The following is a 12,351-nucleotide window of genomic DNA, read 5'->3' as shown; positions in this document are numbered from 1 at the left end:
ATAACGGGCCGGTTCTGACTTGCAGCCGTGGGAAAGGAGGCGGCTATGAAACCCGTGGTTCTGTTGATCGGACGACTGCCGAATGTAATCGGCGACGTCGCGCAAAAACTGGAGCATCTGCCCATTGAGTGGCTAGGCGCCCACGATCAGGAAGAGGTGAAGCGCCAGTTGGAAACAGAACGGCGTATCGCCTGTGCCATTATCGGCGCCGGGCTGGATGACAGGGTGCGAGGTGAGCTTGTCGGCATCATCGCGTCCCGAAGGCCCGATATCTGCATTCACCTGAAGGACCGGCAATCCGGCCCTGACGGGCTGGTTCCCTTTGTTGAACGCGTCGTCCGGCATGAAGTGCTTGAGCAGATGCAGACTGGCTGACGCCACGCCACCTTTGACAGTCTCCGGCGTCCTTTGCACGGTATCGGCAGGAGGACTGAATGCCACTTGAAATCCTGTTGGTTCTGGTGATCGGAGGCCTTGCCGGGATCGCGCTGTTACTGCATCTGACCGGCAGATCGCAGCGGCGCGTGCTGACGCCCGACAACGCGCGAGCCGAGTGGCGCCGCCATTTCCCGGAAGACATGGTGATTGATGTCACCGTCGCGCATGACTGCCATTCGGCCCTGATCCGTACCGAAACCGGGGCAGGTTTGCTGTGGTCCTTTGGCGCGGATACCGTCGGGCGCCATCTGATGGATTTCGACTGGCTGGAACATCCGCAGGGTCTGGCCGTTCACTTTCACGATTTCGGTGCACCCAGTGTTGTTGTCCGCCTTGACGAAACCGAACGCCGCCATTGGCGGCATCTGATGGAGCCTGCATGACCGATCAGGTGACTTTCCCGGATGCGGTACAGTGGGCCGTACCGTTTTTCATTGCCGCCATTCTGGCCGAATTTCTTTGGATCTCCGTCAAACGGCGGGGCGGCCGGTATGAGACGCGCGACGCCGTGACCTCTCTGATCATGGGGGCGGGCAACATCGCCTCGGGTCTGTTGCTCGGCTTCATCGCCTGGGCGTTTTTCATGTGGTTGTGGGAGCTGACGCCGCTGAACCTCGGCACTTCTATCCCCGTCATTATCCTGTGCTTTGTTCTGGATGATCTGCGCTATTACTGGGTGCACCGGTTCGGGCATCGCATCCGCTGGGTCTGGGCCAGCCACGTGAACCACCACAGTTCACAGCATTACAACCTGACCACCGCCTTGCGGCAAACATGGACCTATACGTTCACCTTCATGATGGTGGTGCGCGCACCGCTGATCCTGCTGGGGTTCCACCCCGCGATGGTACTGTTCGTGGGCGGGCTGAACCTGATCTATCAGTTCTGGATACATACCGAAGCTATCGGCAAAATGCCCCGCTGGTTCGAGGCCGTGATGAACACGCCCAGCCATCACCGCGTGCATCACGGCCGCAACGCGCGCTATCTGGATTGCAACTATGCGGGTGTTTTCATCATCTGGGACAAGATGTTCGGTACCTTTGTGCCGGAACAGGAAGGCGAACGGGTTGACTATGGTCTAGTGCACAATATCGGCACCTTCAACCCGCTGCGCGTGGCGTTTCACGAATGGGTCGGCATCTTTCGCGATGTGATCCAGACCGGCCTGAGCCTGCGACAGCGGCTGGCCTATGCCTTTGCACCGCCGGGATACAGTCACGACGGCAGCCGCGACACCTCAGAGCAGATCAAGGCCCGTCATCTGGCGCGCCATCCCGAAGATCGCGGAACCCCCGGTTTCGAACAGGTCGGGACACCGCCCCCGACCCCGGCAGCGGAACGGGCCTGACGGAATACCGCCGGTTGTTTTGGCAACCGCTTGAAAAACGGCGCGGCAACTCCATATGACACGGGTGTTTCGAATGTGAACCCCCGGAGGCAGCAATGAGCCGTACAACCGCGATATACACCGCAATAGGCCTGATGGGTCTTGTTGTTGCGATGGCGGCCGCCCTGAACGAAGGTGTCCCGCCTGTGGGAATTGCCACCGGGTTTGCCATGATGGCAGTGGGAACGCTTGGGGCAGTTATTGGTGCCGCTGTAACACTAAGCCGCGCATGGCAGATGTCCCGCTGAGTCCGTCTGACCTGGGCAATACATAAATCCTTTGCGAATTAACTGCGGATTTACGGATTTTCCGTGAAACTGCTGCCGGACCTATTCCGGCAACGCACAAGGAATCACCGTGAGTAAGCGAAGCAATCCGGCGGATGTGCCCGAAGGCGCGGACACCCCCCTGAACGCGGCGGTCAGCGCGCGGGACCGTTCCGTTGTGGGCATGGCGACTGAGGCTGTGAAGCACAAACAGTGCAGGCTTGCCTTTCAGCCGGTCGTTCAGGCCAATCCACCACATGCGCTTGCGTTTTACGAAGGGTTTATCCGGGTACTGGACGAAACCGGCCGGGTCATTCCCGCCCGTGAATTCATGCCGCAGGTCGAGGACACTCCAATCGGACGAGAGCTCGACTGCGTCGCGCTTGAGCTGGGATTGCGTGCGCTGTCCAGAAATCCGCAAATCCGGCTGTCTATCAACATGTCGGCACGATCCATCGGCTATGCACGCTGGTCGCGGATTCTGAATAGGTTTCTGAACCGAAATGCCCAGTTGGGAGAGCGACTGATTCTGGAAATCTCGGAAAGGTCAGCCATGCTTGTGCCCGAGCTGGTGATCGATTTCATGGACCGTCTTCAGGCACGGGGAATTGCCTTTGCACTGGACGATTATGGCACCAGCAGCTTTAGCTTTCGCCACTTTCGCGACTTCCTGTTCGATGCCGCCAAGATCGACGGCCAGTTCGTGCGCGGCGTCAGCGGGAATGCGGATAATCAGGCGCTGGTACGGGCGCTGGTCTCGGTCGCGCGCGAATTTGACATCCTGGTCACCGCCGAATCGGTTGAAAGCGCCTCGGATGCGGATTTTCTGCTGGCAAGCGGCGTTGACTGCCTGCAGGGCTTTCTGTTTGGCGCACCATCGGTCACACCGCCCTGGAAGAAAAATAGTGACGGCCGCGCAAGCGCTTAGCCTCTGCCGTGCGTCCGCAAGAACCTGCTGATCACATTGATGAGACAAGCTGTCCGTTGCTGCGACTGCAGCATTACGTTATGGCAGGTACAGTCGGAGCGGGGGATAGTGAGGCGCTTGTGACCCGGGGATCGTTTTCCCGAAACCTGCGCCGTCAGATTTCCCAAAGGACCATGACGGTAAAGGATTGACCATATGACCAACGTAGTAATCGCATCCGCCGCACGCACCGGTGTCGGCAGCTTTGGCGGCTCGTTTGCGAACACCCCTGCACATGATCTGGGTACCGCCGTTCTGGAAGCGGTCGTCGAGCGCGCCGGAATCGATAAGGGCGAAGTGAGCGAAACCATCATGGGCCAGGTCTTGACCGCCGCTCAGGGACAGAACCCCGCGCGTCAGGCGCATATCAATGCCGGCCTGCCGCAGGAAAGCGCCGCATGGGGTATCAACCAGGTGTGCGGCTCGGGCCTGCGAGCTGTGGCACTGGGTGCCCAGCACATCCAGCTGGGCGACGCCGATATCGTGGCCGCTGGCGGGCAAGAGAACATGACCCTATCGCCCCACGCCGCCGCCCTGCGCGCCGGTCACAAGATGGGTGACATGAAATACATCGACACGATGATCCGCGACGGTCTGTGGGACGCCTTCAACGGCTATCACATGGGTCAGACCGCCGAGAACGTTGCCGAGAAATGGCAGATCAGCCGCGACATGCAGGACGAGTTTGCAGTCGCCAGCCAGAACAAGGCCGAAGCCGCGCAAAAGGCCGGCAAGTTCGCCGACGAAATCACGCCTTTCACCATCAAGACCCGCAAGGGCGACATCGTGATGGACAAGGACGAATACATCCGTCACGGCGCCACCATGGAAGCCATGGCAAAGCTGCGCCCGGCCTTCACCAAGGACGGTTCGGTCACTGCGGCCAACGCATCCGGTCTGAACGACGGCGCTGCCGCAACCCTGCTGATGTCGGCTGAAAATGCAGAAAAGCGCGGGATTGAGCCTCTGGCTCGGATCGCTTCTTATGCAACCGCCGGTCTGGACCCGTCGATCATGGGCGTTGGACCGATCTATGCCTCGCGCAAGGCACTGGAAAAAGCAGGCTGGTCGGTTGACGATCTGGATCTGGTCGAGGCCAACGAAGCCTTTGCCGCACAGGCCTGCGCCGTGAACAAGGACATGGGATGGGATCCGTCGATCGTGAACGTGAACGGCGGCGCCATCGCCATCGGCCACCCGATCGGTGCGTCAGGTTGCCGGGTCCTGAACACGCTGCTTTTCGAAATGAAGCGCCGCGACGCCAAGAAAGGTCTCGCGACCCTCTGCATCGGTGGCGGCATGGGTGTTGCCCTTTGCGTGGAGCGCGACTGATTGCGCTGATCCCAAAATCAAAAGGGCGCCAGAACGGCGCCCTTTTTTGTTACAATTCAAACTTATGGCAGTGATGCGACAAAATTGACAACGAGAGTTTGCATTTTTGCCGCGAAACAATATTGCGCATCTTAGCGCTCCAGAGTAACAGCATTACCAAGGCGATTATAATTGGAGGAATCCTGAATGGCACGTACAGCACTCGTAACCGGCGGCTCCCGCGGCATCGGCGCAGCAATTTCCAAGGCGCTCAAAGCCGAAGGATACAACGTTGCAGCCACCTATGCGGGGAATGACGAAGCCGCGGCGAAGTTCACAGAAGAGACCGGCATCGCCACCTATAAGTGGAACGTTGCCGACTATGACGAATCCAAAGCGGGCATCGAAAAAGTCGAGGCAGAGGTCGGTCCGATCGACATCGTCGTGGCAAATGCCGGTATCACCAAGGACGCTCCGTTCCACAAGATGACACCGGAACAGTGGCATCAGGTGATCGACACCAACCTGACCGGCGTGTTCAACACCGTGCACCCCGTCTGGCCCGGCATGCGTGAACGCAAGTTCGGTCGCGTGATCGTTATTAGCTCGATCAACGGTCAGAAGGGTCAGTTCGCGCAGGTGAACTATGCCGCGACCAAGGCGGGCGATCTTGGCATCGTCAAGTCGCTGGCGCAGGAAGGCGCCCGCGCGGGCATCACTGCAAACGCCATCTGCCCCGGCTATATCGCGACCGAGATGGTCATGGCCGTGCCGGAAAAGGTGCGTGATGCGATTATTGGACAGATTCCTGCGGGCCGTCTGGGTGAACCGGAAGAAATCGCGCGTTGCGTCGCCTTTCTAGCGTCCGATGATTCGCAGTTCATCAACGGATCGACCATTTCCGCAAACGGTGCACAATTCTTCGTCTGATCCAGACGACCGGAAAAACAGAACGGGCCGACCCCTTTGGGCCGGCCCTTCTTTTATCCCGTAAGAACGCGCGCGCTGCGTTCAGCGGGAACCAAACAACCAGTTCAATACCTTTTTGATCACCTTGCCGCGTTCTTCATGTGCACGTTGAAAGGCACAGCGTGCTGCGGGATTTGTCGTCATCTCGATCATGGCAATCTTCCTTTCAATTCAGGTGGACTTGACTTGCTTCAAGGATGACGCTTGATTTCAATCATGACAAACGAGAGTTTTCCCCGGATCAGTTAAACAATTCTTATCTGAAATGAGTGACCGCCTGCCCCCATTGACCGCCCTTCGCGCCTTTGATGCCGCTGCGCGTCATATGTCATTTGCAAAGGCCGCCGACGAGCTGAACGTCACCCCCGCCGCGTTGTCCTTTCAGATCAAATCGCTTGAGGAGCATCTGGGCCAGCCCCTGTTTCGCCGCCTCAACCGTGCGGTAGAACTGACAGAGGCAGGTAAGACACTAGCACCCGGTGCCGCTGACGGGTTTTCGGCCCTGCAGGCCGCTTGGGCAGCAACGCGCAGGTTGCAGGACAACACGACCCTTACCGTGACGGCTGGCCCGGCGTTGACGGCAAAGTGGCTGGCCCCGCGCCTGTACGAATTCGCGCGGTCGCATCCCGAAATCGATCTGAGGTTTTCGGCAACCCTTCGCATGATGGACCTGGAGCGGGACGACGTGGATGTCGCAATCCGATTTGGTTATGGGCAGGATGACGGGCTGTATTCCGTTCCGGTACGCAAAGAGTGGCTGACGCCTGTCATGACACCAGAGCTGGCCGAACGCTTTCCGAGCCCCGAGAGTCTGCGGGATGCGCCCCTGATTCATGACGATTCAATCAGTTTTCTGAATCCGCCGTGTGACTGGCCTGCCTGGTTTCGTGCCGTCGGTCAGGATTTTGAGCCCACGCATGGCGCGCATTTTTCAAACGCGGATCATGCCATCGATGCGGCCGTCGCCGGTGTCGGGGTTGCATTGGGCCGCCGTGCGATGATCATCAAGGACATGATCGAAGGTCGTCTGGTTGCGCCTTTCAGGACAGCCATCGAATCGCAGGCGCGGTTTCGGTTTCTGTGCCTGCAGGGGGCGGAAAAGCGGCCACAGATTGCCGCTTTCAAAGAATGGTTCGTGACAGAGATTGAAAAAACCGCCCATATCTCGGACGAGTTTGAAATCATACCGATTGAGGATGTCTACCGCCGATGACCAGATCACGCGCCACCGCCATCGGGTTCATCGCGGTACTTTTGTGGTCCTTGCTGGCGCTTTTTACCGTCGGTTCGGCCCCGACGCCGCCCCTGCTGCTGAATGCGATCTGCTTTACCATTGGTGGCATACTGGGCTTGATCTGGACTTCGCAAACAGCCGGTCTGGCGCAGCTGCGAGAGGTCAGCTGGAAAATCTATCTGATCGGCGCGATTGGTCTGTTCGGATATCACGCGCTGTATTTTTCGGCGCTGAGAATGGCACCTGCGGCCGAGGCGGGGTTGATCGCCTATCTCTGGCCCTTGTTGATCGTCCTGTTTTCCGGCCTGCTGCCCGGAGAATCCCTGCGCATCGGACATTTGTTCGGCGCATGTCTTGGATTTTCGGGGGCCGCCCTGATCATAACTGGCGGCGGCAGCGCCGGGTTTCAGGCAGCGCATCTTCCCGGATATGCGCTGGCCCTTATGTGTGCGCTGACGTGGTCCGGTTATTCGGTACTATCCCGTCGGCTGGGCAAGACACCCACCAGTTCGGTCGCGGTTTTCTGCGTGCTGACGGCTATGGCCTCGTGGGGATTGCATTTTGCGTTGGAAGAAACGGTCTGGCCTGCCTCGACACTTGGCTGGGCATCGACGATTGCCCTGGGCCTGGGGCCCGTCGGGCTGGCGTTTTACGTCTGGGATATCGGGGTCAAGCAGGGCGACATTCAGATGCTCGGCACCAGCTCATATGCGGCACCGTTGCTGTCAACCCTTGTGCTGGTACTGGCCGGGATCGCCGCGCCATCGTGGACGCTGGCGGTCGCGGCCCTGCTCATCACTGGCGGCGCGACAATTGCCGCGCGGGCCAGCCTGAAACCTTAAGTGGAAAGGCGTTCGATCTCTTCTTTCAGTTTTAGCTTTTGCTTCTTCAATTGAGCAATGTGGAGATCATCGATACCTGGCGAGCGCTGGGCTTCTTCTACTTCGACGCTGAGATTTGCGTGCTTTTTCTTCAGCTCGGTCAGATGTGCGCTCACGCTCATGGCGATCCTCCTTTTTTGTGAATGGTACCTATGAAGTTGATCACATCGTTTCCACCCTGTCACGCTGCGAGCGCACAGATTCTGTCATAAATCCGACATTTTCGGCTGTTCACCGCCTGTTTGAGCCGGGCCACGGCATGGCAGCAGCGTGACGCTGTATGGCCTCGATCTCAGAGTGATAGTGATCTTCGTCGCCGGGATGCCGATCTCCTTTATGCAAAATGACCGGAGCGTGCAGTCTGAACGCGGCTCGCCCTGCCTTTCTGGCGCGCAAAATCAGCAATTCGGCAGACCGACCTTCGCGAGGTGCCAGCGGCAGAATCTCAACCGATCCCAGACGCCCCGAACAGGCCGTTAGCATGTCGGGCAAGCGGTCGGCGCGCTGTATCATGTGAAGATAGCCGCGCGGTGCAAGACGCCGGGCTGCCACGTCAATCCAGACGGACAGAGGCGTTTGTTCCCCCAAGGCAATCCGTCGCCCTTCGTCTGGTGACTGGCTATGGGCGCCCTGCTGATAATAAGGCGGATTGGCGATGACGTGGTCGAATTGCCGCTGTTTCAGTTCAGACGGCAAGGCGGAAAGATCGGCCTGAACAACATCAAGCGCCTGGCTGTTTTCCGATGCGTTTTTGCGCGCCAGTTCCGCGTAGGCGGATTGCAGTTCGATCCCGGTCAGCGCCAGTCCCGGCACCCGGGCGGACAGGCAAAGGATCGCAGCCCCAGCGCCACATCCCAGTTCAAGCACCGATTGTCCGGCAGAGGCCGGAACAGAAGCCGCAAGATACACTGGATCAACACCCGCGCGATATCCGCTTCTGGGCTGCCACAACCTGATCCGACCACCCAGAAAGTCGTTTCGGGTCAGGTCGTTTTCGGAAAAGCCACTCATCTCCCCAAGGGAATTTCGTTGTCGCGCATCACCCGTGCGGCCCGGTCGAAATCATCAACGCGCACCATCAGGCGGCGCGGAAAGATTCCTATGCCGCCTTCTAGGACGCTCATATTTACGTCCATCTCAAAGCAGTCTATATCCTCGCCCTGAAGAAGAGCGGAAGCAAAGGCCATGATGGTCGGATCGGTGCTGCGCAGAAGTTCTTTCATGGGGATGGATGTAAGGGCAAGGTGGGGCGAAAGTCGAGCCTTGTAGCAGGAGTTTGATGAGCGTCGGCACAATCTCAAAACCGCATGAGCGTCTGGCGGAGATTCTGACCGCCGACATGGCGGACGTAAACGAACTGATCCGCACCCGGATGGCATCGGAGCACGCACCGCGAATCCCCGAGGTAACGGCGCATCTGGTCGAAGCGGGCGGCAAACGCCTGCGACCGATGCTGACGCTGGCTGCGGCACGGCTGTTCGGCTATTCCGGCGCGCATCATGTGCGGCTGGCCGCGACAGTCGAATTCATCCACACCGCCACCTTGCTGCATGACGACGTTGTCGACGAGAGCGCACAACGGCGCGGACGGCCCACGGCGAACCTGTTGTGGGACAACAAGTCTAGCGTTCTGGTGGGCGATTACCTGTTTTCACGCAGCTTCCAACTGATGGTGGAAACCGGATCACTGCGGGTTCTGGATATCCTTGCCAATGCCTCGGCCACGATTGCCGAGGGCGAGGTGTTGCAGATGACGGCAGCGACCGATCTGGGCACCGACGAGTCGGTTTATCTGAAAGTGGTTCGCGGCAAGACGGCGGCACTGTTTTCGGCGGCGACCGAAGTGGGCGGTGTGATTGCGGGCGCATCAGAGGAACAGGTCAAGGCGCTGTTTGACTTTGGCGATGCGTTGGGGATCGCGTTTCAGATTGCCGATGACCTGCTGGACTATCAGGGCGACAGCAAAGCGACCGGCAAAAATGTCGGCGACGATTTCCGCGAGCGCAAGTTGACGCTGCCAGTGATCAAGGCGGTGGCACAGGCCACCACCGAAGAGCGCGCATTCTGGCAGCGCACGATCGAAAAGGGCCGTCAGGAAGACGGCGATCTGGATCACGCTCTTGGGCTGATGAACAAGTATGGCACGTTCGATGCGACGCGCGCAGATGCATTTGGTTGGGCGGCCAAAGCCAAAGCAGCACTGGACCAGTTACCGGATCACGAAATCCGCGACCTGCTGCGCGATCTGGCCGATTACGTGGTGTCGCGGCTCAATTGAGTTGCGTCGCGCGGCACCACCAGTCGGGATGCTCAGCGCCGATCTCATAAGCCGCGAAATGCGCCGCTTTCATTGTCGGATAAAGCGCAAAACAGGTTGAACCTGACCCTGACATGCGCGCCATCAGGGCATCCCTTGTTGATCGCAGATCGTCCAACGCGCGCTCGATCTGGGGCGCCAATCCAATGGCAGGATCTTCCAGATCGTTACGTTGCTCGCGCAGCCATATGGCGCAATCCTCAGGCGTATCAAACTCTGGAATTTCGGAGGGCATCGGTGAGTTATCACGCCGCGCCAAGGCCTTGAAAACCGGGCCGGTTGGAACCGGAATGCCCGGATTGACCAGAACGGCAGGCAGGTTCGGCAGTGTGACAGATGAAACCCTGTCGCCAATACCCTGCATCCGCGCTGCTGCGGCCGTCATACAGACAGGAACATCAGCCCCCAGAGACAGCGGGAGGTGTTGTGGAACCTTTGCTCCCTGTCCGGCAAACGTGCGAAGGGCCGCCGCTGCATCCGAAGACCCACCGCCTATCCCCGCGCCGTGGGGCAGAACTTTGTTCAGATGAATTTGCCCTGTCCAGCCAACAGCCTGCGCTGCTTTCCAGACCAGATTGCGGCTGTCCTCTGGAACTCCTTCGGCATGTTCTCCGGCAACGGTAAGCGACAGATCAGCGCCGGGCGTAAAGGTCAGATGATCCCCTACATCGGCAAACACCACCAGTGAATCCAGCAGGTGATAGCCATCGTCACGCTGGCCGGTCACATGCAGGGTCAGATTGATCTTGGCGGGCGCGAATGCCTCAACCTTCATTGGCGACTTTCAAGGGGTCTGCGCCTTCTTCCTCCAGCACCGCGTCCAGACCGATTTCCAGCTTGCGGCGGATGCGGTCGGGGTCGGCCTCTCCATCCGTGTCTTCCGGATCGATAAAGGACAACGCGCGCTTCCACTGGAACTCGGCCTCACGCGCGCGGCCAACCGCCCAGTACACGTCGCCCAGGTGATCGTTCACAACCGGATCGACCGGCATCAGCTCGACCGCCCGTTCCATGTGATCCACGGCATCTTCATAACGGCCCAGACGGAACAGGACCCAGCCGAGGCTGTCCACGATGTAGCCGCTGTCGGGCCGGACGGCCACGGCGCGCTCGATCATGTCCAGCGCCTCGTCCAGCTTTTCCTGCCGTTCGACCAGCGAGTAGCCGAGATAGTTCAGTACCTGCGGCTGATCCGGGTTCAGTTCCAGAGCCTTGCGAAAATCCGCTTCGGCCTTGTCCCAATGCTTGAGCCGTTCATGGGATATCCCGCGCGCATAATACAGAAACCAGTTGCGGCCCGAAGTGTCCGCGGACAGATCAAGGGCCTTGTCGTAGGAGGCCACCGCGTCGGCATAGTTCTCCTGCTGTCTTTGCAGGTCGCCTAACGCGCTGTGAACGCCCGGCAGGGCCGGATGTTGCAGCGCCAGATTTTGCAGAACCTCGACGGCAGCGTCAGATTTGTCAGCTCGGCGCAGGGCGTCGGCGCGGCCCAGTTCAGCCGCATGGTAATCCGTGCTGTCCGGCGGCACCATGCGATAGGTCGCGACCGCCAGATCGTATTGGTTCAGCTCATCCAGCTTTTCGGCGCTGAGCAGCAAGGCGTCGATGTGATCCGGCCGCAGATATCCTGCGATGCGGGAATAGAGCAGAACATAGTCGTCAGCCGCTTCGCTGTTGAGAGCGGCACCGACAGTAAAGAACACCTCGGCAATTCCGTCCTGCGCCGTGCGAACATGCGTGAAGGGCAACGTTTCGCCTGCCTTCAGACGATCGATGACATCACTGACTGACGGATCGGTACCACCTGCGAAGACGTCCGACAGGAACGCAAGCGCGTCCTCATTGCGATCCAGTTGTGACAAAATCTCGACCCGGGCCAGCGCGGCGCGGCGTGAGATGCGCGAAACAACCCCGTCTTCGGCCGAAAAAACCGCCTCGGCCCCTTCAAAATCGCCGACAGAAGCCAGTGCCATTGCCTTGTGGTACAGCGCAAACTCGCGCAGACCATCCTGCCCGGCAACCGTGTCGAACTGTTCCAGGGCCTTCGACATTGCCCCGTTTCCGATGTGCGCCCAGGCAATCATCAAACCGTCGACAAGTGGACCGACACCCTCCGTTTCCGGATCCTGCGCCAGCAGTTCGTCATACTTGCCTTCGGAAACCAGACTGGCAGCGATGGTCATGCTGGCGGCCTGGCTGCGTAACTGCTGATCTGCCATGGCCTGGGCAATCGGCAACGCGCGTTCAACTTCACCCAATGCCAGACGGGCAAGAAGGACGCTTTCCAGCAGTTGAGTGTTCTTCGGATCGAAATTCAGCGCGCGGGCATAGTATCTGGCCGCAGCAGCATAGTCGCTTTCGTAAATCGCCTGACGCCCGGCCAGATAAGAGCCCGCGCCGGTATCTGCCAAAACCAGAACCGGAAGCGCAGAAGCGGTAGCAAACACGGCAAACGCCGCGCGACGAACCAGAGAAAACACCGAAATCCTGCCTTATTGTCGTTGTCTGACAGATAAGCTAGGGCCTGCGGAACAAAGAGGCAATGGCAGAGCTTTCACGTCCCCGCCATCACCCGATT

General features: G+C 59.2%; 15 protein-coding genes. 10 read left to right on the top strand and 5 right to left on the bottom strand.

Annotated features, from left to right (window positions below):
* The first annotated feature begins 45 nt into the window (after positions 1-45).
* From ACR0D6_RS11285 to yddG, 9 genes are all read left to right on the top strand, one after another.
* Entirely contained in the window at positions 46-375 is a 330-nt protein-coding gene (locus tag ACR0D6_RS11285) for a hypothetical protein (RefSeq protein ID WP_170654642.1), read from the top strand.
* Between the two features lie 59 nt (positions 376-434).
* Entirely contained in the window at positions 435-821 is a 387-nt protein-coding gene (locus ACR0D6_RS11280; RefSeq protein ID WP_480451534.1) for a hypothetical protein, read from the top strand.
* The gene (locus tag ACR0D6_RS11275) at positions 818-1,789 is read left to right on the top strand and encodes a sterol desaturase family protein (protein WP_480765563.1); all 972 of its coding nucleotides are present in this window, start codon (positions 818-820) and stop codon (positions 1,787-1,789) included. Before ACR0D6_RS11280 ends, ACR0D6_RS11275 begins: the two co-directional genes overlap by 4 nt.
* 95 nt (positions 1,790-1,884) lie before the next feature.
* The gene (locus tag ACR0D6_RS11270) at positions 1,885-2,076 is read left to right on the top strand and encodes a hypothetical protein (RefSeq protein ID WP_170654637.1); all 192 of its coding nucleotides are present in this window, start codon (positions 1,885-1,887) and stop codon (positions 2,074-2,076) included.
* Between the two features lie 109 nt (positions 2,077-2,185).
* Positions 2,186-3,022, top strand: coding sequence for an EAL domain-containing protein (locus tag ACR0D6_RS11265; RefSeq protein WP_480765562.1), 837 nt, complete (start codon positions 2,186-2,188; stop codon positions 3,020-3,022).
* Positions 3,023-3,217: 195 nt separating this feature from the next.
* Entirely contained in the window at positions 3,218-4,393 is a 1,176-nt protein-coding gene (locus ACR0D6_RS11260; RefSeq protein ID WP_480451537.1) for an acetyl-CoA C-acetyltransferase, read from the top strand.
* A gap of 186 nt (positions 4,394-4,579) precedes the next feature.
* A complete protein-coding gene (phbB, locus tag ACR0D6_RS11255) occupies positions 4,580-5,302 on the top strand; it encodes an acetoacetyl-CoA reductase (RefSeq protein WP_170654631.1) in 723 nt (240 codons plus the stop codon).
* Between the two features lie 304 nt (positions 5,303-5,606).
* Complete coding sequence (locus tag ACR0D6_RS11250) at positions 5,607-6,554, top strand: transcriptional regulator GcvA (RefSeq protein ID WP_480729390.1); 948 nt, start codon at positions 5,607-5,609, stop codon at positions 6,552-6,554.
* Positions 6,551-7,417, top strand: a complete 867-nt coding sequence (gene yddG / locus ACR0D6_RS11245; protein WP_480765561.1) for an aromatic amino acid exporter YddG — start codon at positions 6,551-6,553, stop codon at positions 7,415-7,417. Before ACR0D6_RS11250 ends, yddG begins: the two co-directional genes overlap by 4 nt.
* On the opposite strand, the gene ACR0D6_RS11240 is transcribed toward yddG, so the two are convergent.
* The 3 genes from ACR0D6_RS11240 to ACR0D6_RS11230 all read right to left on the bottom strand — a co-directional run bounded on the left by ACR0D6_RS11240 (position 7,414) and on the right by ACR0D6_RS11230 (position 8,679).
* On the bottom strand, positions 7,414-7,578 hold the full coding sequence (locus tag ACR0D6_RS11240) for a DUF465 domain-containing protein (protein WP_170654624.1): 165 nt from the start codon (positions 7,576-7,578) through the stop codon (positions 7,414-7,416). The two genes, yddG and ACR0D6_RS11240, sit on opposite strands and share 4 nt — an antisense overlap.
* A gap of 109 nt (positions 7,579-7,687) precedes the next feature.
* Positions 7,688-8,467, bottom strand: coding sequence for a tRNA1(Val) (adenine(37)-N6)-methyltransferase (locus tag ACR0D6_RS11235; protein WP_480765560.1), 780 nt, complete (start codon positions 8,465-8,467; stop codon positions 7,688-7,690).
* Entirely contained in the window at positions 8,464-8,679 is a 216-nt protein-coding gene (locus ACR0D6_RS11230) for a putative signal transducing protein (RefSeq protein WP_170654620.1), read from the bottom strand. Before ACR0D6_RS11230 ends, ACR0D6_RS11235 begins: the two co-directional genes overlap by 4 nt.
* Positions 8,680-8,735: 56 nt before the next feature.
* On the opposite strand from ACR0D6_RS11230, the gene ACR0D6_RS11225 reads away from it, so the two are divergent.
* Entirely contained in the window at positions 8,736-9,734 is a 999-nt protein-coding gene (locus tag ACR0D6_RS11225; protein ID WP_170654618.1) for a polyprenyl synthetase family protein, read from the top strand.
* Here ACR0D6_RS11225 and ACR0D6_RS11220 read toward each other — a convergent pair.
* Entirely contained in the window at positions 9,727-10,548 is an 822-nt protein-coding gene (locus ACR0D6_RS11220) for a 4-(cytidine 5'-diphospho)-2-C-methyl-D-erythritol kinase (protein ID WP_480765559.1), read from the bottom strand. The genes ACR0D6_RS11225 and ACR0D6_RS11220 overlap by 8 nt on opposite strands.
* Positions 10,538-12,253 carry a tetratricopeptide repeat protein gene (locus ACR0D6_RS11215; protein ID WP_480451544.1) on the bottom strand — a complete coding sequence of 572 codons (1,716 nt, stop codon included), beginning with the start codon at positions 12,251-12,253 and terminating at the stop codon, positions 10,538-10,540. Before ACR0D6_RS11215 ends, ACR0D6_RS11220 begins: the two co-directional genes overlap by 11 nt.
* Between the last annotated feature and the right edge of the window lie 98 nt (positions 12,254-12,351).

The sequence above is a fragment of the Ruegeria sp. BJ6 genome (assembly GCF_056537885.1).
This window is presented reverse-complemented; position numbering and strand designations above follow the sequence as displayed.

Bases quoted from the DNA above. Each gene is read 5' to 3' on its own strand.
- ACR0D6_RS11275 (WP_480765563.1), top strand. From the start codon at position 818: ATGACCGATCAGGTGACTTTCCCGGATGCGGTACAGTGGGCCGTACCG.
- ACR0D6_RS11270 (WP_170654637.1), top strand. From the start codon at position 1,885: ATGAGCCGTACAACCGCGATATACACCGCAATAGGCCTGATGGGTCTT.
- ACR0D6_RS11230 (WP_170654620.1), bottom strand. From the start codon at position 8,679: ATGAAAGAACTTCTGCGCAGCACCGATCCGACCATCATGGCCTTTGCT.
- ACR0D6_RS11235 (WP_480765560.1), bottom strand. From the start codon at position 8,467: ATGAGTGGCTTTTCCGAAAACGACCTGACCCGAAACGACTTTCTGGGT.
- ACR0D6_RS11250 (WP_480729390.1), top strand. From the start codon at position 5,607: ATGAGTGACCGCCTGCCCCCATTGACCGCCCTTCGCGCCTTTGATGCC.
- ACR0D6_RS11280 (WP_480451534.1), top strand. From the start codon at position 435: ATGCCACTTGAAATCCTGTTGGTTCTGGTGATCGGAGGCCTTGCCGGG.
- ACR0D6_RS11240 (WP_170654624.1), bottom strand. From the start codon at position 7,578: ATGAGCGTGAGCGCACATCTGACCGAGCTGAAGAAAAAGCACGCAAAT.
- ACR0D6_RS11285 (WP_170654642.1), top strand. From the start codon at position 46: ATGAAACCCGTGGTTCTGTTGATCGGACGACTGCCGAATGTAATCGGC.
- ACR0D6_RS11220 (WP_480765559.1), bottom strand. From the start codon at position 10,548: ATGAAGGTTGAGGCATTCGCGCCCGCCAAGATCAATCTGACCCTGCAT.
- ACR0D6_RS11260 (WP_480451537.1), top strand. From the start codon at position 3,218: ATGACCAACGTAGTAATCGCATCCGCCGCACGCACCGGTGTCGGCAGC.
- yddG (WP_480765561.1), top strand. From the start codon at position 6,551: ATGACCAGATCACGCGCCACCGCCATCGGGTTCATCGCGGTACTTTTG.
- phbB (WP_170654631.1), top strand. From the start codon at position 4,580: ATGGCACGTACAGCACTCGTAACCGGCGGCTCCCGCGGCATCGGCGCA.
- ACR0D6_RS11225 (WP_170654618.1), top strand. From the start codon at position 8,736: ATGAGCGTCGGCACAATCTCAAAACCGCATGAGCGTCTGGCGGAGATT.